General features: G+C 37.9%; 10 protein-coding genes and 1 pseudogene. 10 read left to right on the top strand and 1 reads right to left on the bottom strand.

The features are described from left to right. The 4 genes and pseudogenes from BLV86_RS18155 to BLV86_RS16710 all read left to right on the top strand — a co-directional run. Positions 1-276 (top strand): annotated as a pseudogene (locus tag BLV86_RS18155) (3'-5' exonuclease); the annotation flags it as partial. 3 nt (positions 277-279) lie between these two features. After that, on the top strand, positions 280-606 hold the full coding sequence (locus BLV86_RS16720; protein ID WP_090819853.1) for a hypothetical protein: 327 nt from the start codon (positions 280-282) through the stop codon (positions 604-606). A gap of 182 nt (positions 607-788) precedes the next feature. Further along, the gene (locus BLV86_RS16715) at positions 789-1,181 is read left to right on the top strand and encodes a hypothetical protein (protein ID WP_139297961.1); all 393 of its coding nucleotides are present in this window, start codon (positions 789-791) and stop codon (positions 1,179-1,181) included. A gap of 154 nt (positions 1,182-1,335) precedes the next feature. After that, positions 1,336-1,623 carry a hypothetical protein gene (locus BLV86_RS16710; protein ID WP_090819846.1) on the top strand — a complete coding sequence of 96 codons (288 nt, stop codon included), beginning with the start codon at positions 1,336-1,338 and terminating at the stop codon, positions 1,621-1,623. Between the two features lie 197 nt (positions 1,624-1,820). Here BLV86_RS16710 and BLV86_RS16705 read toward each other — a convergent pair whose 3' ends face one another. Then, entirely contained in the window at positions 1,821-3,218 is a 1,398-nt protein-coding gene (locus tag BLV86_RS16705) for a PTS transporter subunit EIIC (protein WP_090819843.1), read from the bottom strand. Between the two features lie 312 nt (positions 3,219-3,530). Here BLV86_RS16705 and BLV86_RS16700 point away from each other — a divergent pair, with 312 nt between their 5' ends. The 6 genes from BLV86_RS16700 to BLV86_RS16680 form a co-directional block, all read left to right on the top strand. Beyond that, positions 3,531-4,730 carry an enolase C-terminal domain-like protein gene (locus BLV86_RS16700; RefSeq protein WP_090819842.1) on the top strand — a complete coding sequence of 400 codons (1,200 nt, stop codon included), beginning with the start codon at positions 3,531-3,533 and terminating at the stop codon, positions 4,728-4,730. Between the two features lie 14 nt (positions 4,731-4,744). After that, a complete protein-coding gene (locus tag BLV86_RS16695) occupies positions 4,745-5,458 on the top strand; it encodes a GntR family transcriptional regulator (RefSeq protein WP_090819839.1) in 714 nt (237 codons plus the stop codon). Between the two features lie 39 nt (positions 5,459-5,497). Beyond that, complete coding sequence (locus BLV86_RS18015) at positions 5,498-5,668, top strand: hypothetical protein (RefSeq protein WP_175456595.1); 171 nt, start codon at positions 5,498-5,500, stop codon at positions 5,666-5,668. 214 nt (positions 5,669-5,882) lie between these two features. Beyond that, positions 5,883-6,359 (top strand): pyridoxamine 5'-phosphate oxidase family protein, encoded by a 477-nt coding sequence (locus tag BLV86_RS16690; RefSeq protein WP_090819836.1) that lies wholly within the window; start codon positions 5,883-5,885, stop codon positions 6,357-6,359. A gap of 186 nt (positions 6,360-6,545) precedes the next feature. Continuing rightward, a complete protein-coding gene (locus tag BLV86_RS18830) occupies positions 6,546-6,734 on the top strand; it encodes an AzlD domain-containing protein (protein ID WP_090819833.1) in 189 nt (62 codons plus the stop codon). Between the two features lie 173 nt (positions 6,735-6,907). Then, positions 6,908-7,387: ATP-binding protein (locus BLV86_RS16680; protein ID WP_175456594.1), on the top strand; the 480-nt coding region annotated here is incomplete at its 3' end.

Below are 7,387 nucleotides of genomic sequence, written 5' to 3'. Positions count from 1 at the left end.
GTGTTTGATCTTGGAGTCCTAAAGCACTGCCTTGAGGGATACGGTATAGACTGGAAACCATACGTCAGATATATGTGTACCGTTCAGATGGGAAGAAAACTGCTTCCTGGCATCAGTCATAAGCTTAATGTCCTGTGTGATCATTATGGGATAAGCCTTAATCACCATCAGGCCGACAGCGATTCCCGGGCATGTGCAGAGATTCTACTTAGATATTTCGAGTCAGGGGCTGAGGCAAAGAACCATATCAGGACTTATTCTTTTAGGAAGGAGTAGTCCGTGAATAAAAAACAGGGCAATAACTGGACTGCATATCATGATAAGGATATAAATCGGTATTTTGCAGAGATTATATATACCAGTCGCGAAGGTCGGGAGCAGTACAATTACGAAATCACACAGGATATTTATAATCGGCTGGGTACATTTAATGATGACATAGAAAATGAAAGACTGATAAGAACCGCAAAAATGACCTACTCTTTTGAAAACACAATGTACGGTACTCTAGGACCGGAGAGGACGGTCTGGGATGAAGAAGCCAACGAAGCTATGAAGGATAGCGTAAAAAAGATAGATAATAAAAAGGGAAAAAAAGGAAAGTAACGCTTATAACAGTTTATGGCGGATACATGGGAGTAAACACTTCCCACAACTTTTTACGTCAGATACACCATAATCCTTGACCATTGCAAAAGTTGGTTTAATCTGATGGAAAAGTGTGTTAAGGATCAGAATATTAGTCCATTGCAGGTATGGGAGTGGCTGAAGGAGATACAAACAATATCATGAATACATACGAAGCATATTTAAAACATGAAGCAGGAAACATTATCACAATCGAAGAGTGTATGGAGATATATTCTAAACTGGTAGAAAGCATCTCATTATGCAAGCTGGAAGATAAGGATGAATTCTGGAATGAATTTATAGATCGTGTAGCCAGATATACGTATATAAGGAATCAATGGGAAACCATGAGTACAGAAGAAAAGATGAATGCTGACGACGGCCGAACAAAGGCTCATAACGTTGTGATCACTTCCTTAAATACTCTCGCAAGAATAGTAGAGAATGAGGGCGGTGATGCTTCATGGAGATCACAGCTTGGAGATTACAGGAAGCGTATAGGCGATTTTGCTTGCTTTGTGTCTTATATAACAGGAATATGCAATAGATAAATAAGCCTGATAAATAGCGGCTGACTCACGAAAATGTCATGAGTTAGCCGTTTTTATATTCGGCTCGCTATTTTCAAAACATCAGTTCTTGATATTCAAAAAAATTGGAGTATAATAAGCATCAGAACTTATGTTCGATAAATGAGGTTTTAAAATGAGCAAACGATTTCCTGTAGATGTGATTCTTCAGCACAATACCGACGGTACAATAATACCGATAAGGCTTAGATTTACTAATAATGACGGTGAAAGAGTAGACTATACAATAAAAGGCTACAAAGATCTATCCGGCCAGGAGACAAGAACTATGCCAGATGGGGTATATGTGACAAGCAATGATCTGGTATATCAATGCAAGCTGATCGTTAATAATCAGCAGAGACTTATTTATCTGCATCGGGATCCAAGTGGTAAATCGTGGTTTATGACGGTTATCAGATAAAACTCATATATTAATTCAGAAAGAAACAAATAAAGATTTGACAGAAGGGATGAAATATTTATCTTTCCTTATTTCTGGATTCAGGATACAGAATAATCTTTTTTAATAGATAAGCGAACGTATAAGAAAAATCCCAATAATGAATCCATTTGAAGGGAGCATTACTGGGATTTTATTTATAAGTCTTTAATAGATTATCAAGCTACATCATGTTTTAAAACAGATTTAGCATTAGCGTTTGACTTGTCCATCTTTACGACAAGAACGTAAGATAATGAAAATGATATAATCAAGGTCATGATCCAGCCAATAGCTGCATATACAAACCAAGGACCAATGTAAGCAGGGATACTGAAGATGCTGGATGTGATATATCCAAACAGTCTTACTCCAAAAGTTCCTATAAAGGCACTTCCGATAATGCTTGCAACAGTTGCGGCTATAAAACCTTTCTTGTACTTGGTCAGTACACCGAAAAGAGCAGGCTCTGTGATGCCAAGGATGCCTGAAAGAACAGAGGATCCAACTATCTGTTTCTCCTCAGGAGTTTCTGCTTTGAAATAACAAGCAGCTGCAGCACCAACAATGGAAAGGTTTGCTATGAACATCATCGGCATAAGCTGATCGTATCCAAGAGTAGCAAAATTTTCTAATGCGATAGGAGTCATTGCATGATGCATTCCTACAAGGATTGATGCTGGTCGAATCGCACCCATAACAATTCCTGCCAATGTAGGAGAGACCTCAAAAAGAGAACCTATGATCCAAGCTATTCCCTTGCCACAATAGATGCCAACCGGACCTACAAGAAGCAAAGTAAAAAGTCCGGAAATAAACAAGGTGAGAGTTGGGACTACAACTGTCTTAGCTGCGGTAGGAACAATCTTATCAACCCATTTATGGATATAGCTAAGACCCCAAACACCGAAGATGACCGGAATAACTGATCCGGAATAATTGAATACCGGAACAGGTATTAACCCAAGGATATGGAAAGCGCTTATTTCTCCAGCCTGAGCAGTGCTTACCATTGTAGGGAACATCAGTATGGAAGCAATGGCGATAGCAAGATACTGATTTGTACGGAACTTCTTTGCAGCTGAAGCAGCGATGAAGAATGGAAGGAAATTAAAAACACCACTGGCAAGCATGTCTATGACTTTATAAGTGTCTGTTGTATTTGTAATTACACCAAGTGCTACCAGACCGCCCATAAGTCCCTTTATCATTCCGGCGCCCGCGATTGCTGGCACTAATGGTCCGAATATTCCTGATACCACATCCATAAACCATGTGACAGTATCTTTTCTTTTCTCAGATTCGTCTGCCATAACAGGTGCTGTAGCATCAATTCCTAATTCATCTACCAGAACCTCATAGTATTTATCTACACCTACACCGATGATGACCTGGAACTGATCCTTTGCAAAAGAAGTCCCAAGGACTCCGGGAATTGATTTGAGTTCAGTAATATTTGCTTTAGAATTATCTTTTAACTCAAAGCGGAGTCTAGTCACACAATGCCAGGCATTTTTGATGTTTTCTTTGCCTCCGACATTTTTAATGATCAAATCTATTTTTTCTTTAGTATCCATATTCCCTCCCGATACATAAATACATATTCAAAATATTTTCAACACTTTGTTACAGCCGCTGCAGTTTTGATATGCAAAATTTAGCATATGTGTGTAATCTTTGCAAATTAGTCAAATTTATCATGGATTGAGGGCAAAATCCTTAAAATACGTGCTTTTTAACTTAGGATTTATAAAAATTGGACTAATTTTTTTCGTGTATACGCATAAATAAAATCAACTATTGTATTATAGGCTGTTTTTTGATTAACTAAGCGTTAAGTGATATGCTGCAGAACTTGATATAAATGGATAGAAAAGAGGAAATTTATTATGAAACCAGTCTTTATTACGGATATCAAATGTTATGTGGTTAAACCTGACAGACATAATCTTACTGTGGTTAAAGTATTTACTGATAAAGGAGTGTATGGTGTAGGATGTGCCACGTTTCAGTTTAGACCACTTGCTGTAAAGACAATGGTAGAGGAATATATGAAACCACTCCTTATAGGAAGAGATGCTAATAATATCGAGGATCTTTGGTATCTTATGAGCTATAATTCCTATTGGAGAAACGGACCTGTGTTGAATAATGCAATCTCAGGAATAGATATGGCTTTGTGGGATATTAAAGGAAAGATTGCAGATATGCCACTGTATCAGCTTCTGGGTGGAAGATCAAGAACCGCAATCCAGGCATATACTCACGCTGTGGCAGATACATTGGATGAACTTTATGACGAGATAGATGCAATATATAAAAAAGGCTATAAACATATTCGTTGCCAACTTGGATTTTACGGCGGTAAGCCTGAAGAGTTAAATACTCCTGAAGGATCTATCCAGGGAGCATATTTTGATCCGGATGATTATATAAGAAAAACCATACATATGTTCAAAGAATTGAGGACAAAATATGGTAATGCATTTCATATCCTTCATGATGTGCATGAACGCTTAACACCAAATCAGGCCATTAATTTCGCCAAGTCTGTAGAAGAGTATCAACCCTATTTCATTGAAGATATTATGCCTCTTGATCAAAATGAATGGCTCAGGCAGTTAAGAGGGCAGTGCTCTACACCTATCGCGACAGGAGAGTTATTTAATAATCCAAAAGAATGGCAATATCTTATACAAAATCGTCTGGTCGACTATATCAGATGTCATGTGTCACAGCTTGGTGGAATTACTCCTGCGATAAAGCTCGCACATTTATGTGAAGCATTCGGAGTACAGATAGCATGGCATACGCCATCAGATATTACTCCTATAGGCGTGGCCGTAAACACTCATTTAAATATTCACTTCCATAATGCTGCGATACAGGAGAATATAGAATTGAAGGATAACACCAAAATGTTGTTTCCGGGGTATAATGAGGCCAAAGAGGGATATTTTTATCCTATAGAACGTCCGGGTATAGGAGTGGATTTTAACGAGGAGGATGCTGAGAAATACCCTTGTGTATATCGTCCTCATGAGTGGACTCAGAGCCGTATACCGGATGGAACAGTGGTTACACCATAACAAAAGGAATTATTATGTCATCTCCGAAGACAGAATTTATAATCGAAGATCTTATAAGTAAGATATTTCAAAATCAATATAGGAACAGTAAGCTTCCAACAGAAAGGGAGCTTGCTGCTCAGTATAAGGTTTCCAGACAGACAATTCAGAAGACTCTGAAACATCTTAAAGAAATGATGCTTTTATCATCTCAGCAGGGAAATGGTTTCTTTGTAAATGAGAATATGAGGGGAAACCCCATGGTATATAATTCAATGACGCTGGTTCCGTATACTGAGATAGAATCGAAAGTCATTTCACTTGAAAAAGTAGCTGCATCTACACAATTACAGAGGATTTTCAATATCAGTTCTGAGTGTAAGATATGGGAGTTTAAACGAGTACGAATAACGAACTACAGAAAGACTCAGATTGAGACAGGATATATGCCATGCAATTTGTTCCCTTCCATGAGCCCAGAGATAATAGAAGATTCTATTCAGAACTTTGCCATAGAAGAAGGCTATAAAATTTCACATTTTATGACAAAATATAGTTGTACACAGCTTAACAAAGAAGAGGCTATACTTTTGAATAGTAAAAAAAATACACCTGCTTTTATGATCAGCTCCAGAGGTTTTCTGAGAGATGGGTCTGTCTTTGTGTCCAGTAAGATCATAGCTATTGATTATGAATGTACGTATGTGGTACCTTTTAACAAGAAGGTATTTGTCAACAGACGTAAATAATGTCTTGAACATAATAAGGGAAAGTGGAGAAAAAATATCATGGAAATTGTAAAAAATGGAAAAACATATGATGTTATGGAGACTGCCCGGAAATGGAGAATTAAAGATCAGCGAGGTAAAGTGTATATCTCTTATGAAGTATCACAAAAAGATTGTGCAACAATTGAAGATCTTCAGAAGTATGTTGATGAGATAAATATATTAAATTAAAAGATGCGCCGGAGGTTCGACCTCCGGTTTTTGCTATTTTGCCGTAGATTTAAAGTGATATGTTGTGATTGGCTTATAAAGGAATCCAAAATTCATGAAATGTAACAGCTGTGTTAATAGGATTGATGGAATTATAAGAGCGGGAAAGGACTACATATAACAAATTTACGATCTTGTTGCATATTTTCTTAGTTAGGGTAAGAGAGGATTTATTATGTTTAGAAAAATGAGAAGGTTTAAACAGCAGATATCTGAAGCAGAATGCATTGAGATATTGAAGACAACAAAGAGAGGCGTTCTTTCTTTGATAGGAGACGATGGGTATCCATATGGAATCCCTATGGACCATTGGTATTGTGAGGAAGATGGAAGTATTTATTTTCATGGTGCCAAGGAAGGGCATAAGATTGATGCAATCAAGGCTTGCGATAAGGCAAGCTATTGTGTATTCAATGACGGATTCCGAAGAGAAGGTGAATGGGCACTCAATATCACAAGTGTTATAACCTTCGGAAGAATAAGATTAGTAGAAGATGTGGATATGACCAGAAAAATCTGTACAGAGCTTGTGAGGAAGTTTACAGATGATGAGAAATATCTTGAAAAAGAGCTTAATAATGCGCTGCCTAGGGTTCAGTGCCTCATGTTGGAGCCGGAACATATGACAGGAAAACTTGTTAATGAGTCTTGAATATGCGAAAAGATATAGTTCAATAGTTTTTCTTGTCAAGCCGCGTGTAGAATTAAGTCTATTAAACTGGACGTTGTCATATCGCTTGGCACCGGAAGGGCTGCGCAGTAGATGCTTTAAAACCAATGCCTGATCTTTAAGGAGCGTTCGATGTGATAAGGAACATGCCGTTAAAAATTGTAAAGGATTAATGATCTATGCTCACAAAGACAAAAACGGCTGAACACACAGCATATTATAGCTGTACCCCATGGTTTTCCGGAGCTTATTGCAGCTGCAATCGTGGCAGGACTGCAGATATGGAAGCAAAACGCGCTGGTAAGCATATTGTCAGGGACGGTGGCATATATGCTGATGGTTCAATTGATTTTTTGATTATATATTTTAACAAGCTGTTGGGAGGAAGCGCAGCCTTTGCGACATGATTCGGTCAATTAATGTGATTTGCTTTTCGCTATTCGGTCGGAAAATGCGATTTATGATTGAATATTCGGTCGAAAAACGTTATTATCTGCTTGTAGATATATTAGATGTAAGGAGCAATTCTTATGGATAGAATGGCGTTTGAAGAACTAAAAAAATGGAAGAATAAAAAGCGCAGAAAACCTTTGCTTGTGACAGGCGTTCGTCAATGTGGGAAGACATTTCTGATAAAAGCTTTCGCAGAAAGTGAATTTGAAGATCTTGCTTATTTTAATTTTGATGGAAATGAAGGATTAAAGTCCGTATTTGATTACGATTTTGATACTGACAGAATAATAGACGAACTCGGAAGTGTGGTTAGGGGAAAAAAGATTACTCCCGGATCAACATTGGTATTTTTTGACGAGATACAGGACTGTCCCAGAGCTATACAGTCACTCAAATATTTCTGTGAAAATATGAGCGACCTTCATATTGTAGCTGCAGGATCTCTTTTAGGCGTTTCTCTGAGGAAAGAGGGAATATCTTTTCCAGTAGGTAAGGTGGACAGACTTGAGATGTTCCCCATGAGCTTTGAAGAGTTCGTTATTGCCGATGGTGGAAGT

The organism is Oribacterium sp. KHPX15, assembly GCF_900107835.1.
Lineage (GTDB): Bacteria > Bacillota > Clostridia > Lachnospirales > Lachnospiraceae > Oribacterium.
This window is presented reverse-complemented; position numbering and strand designations above follow the sequence as displayed.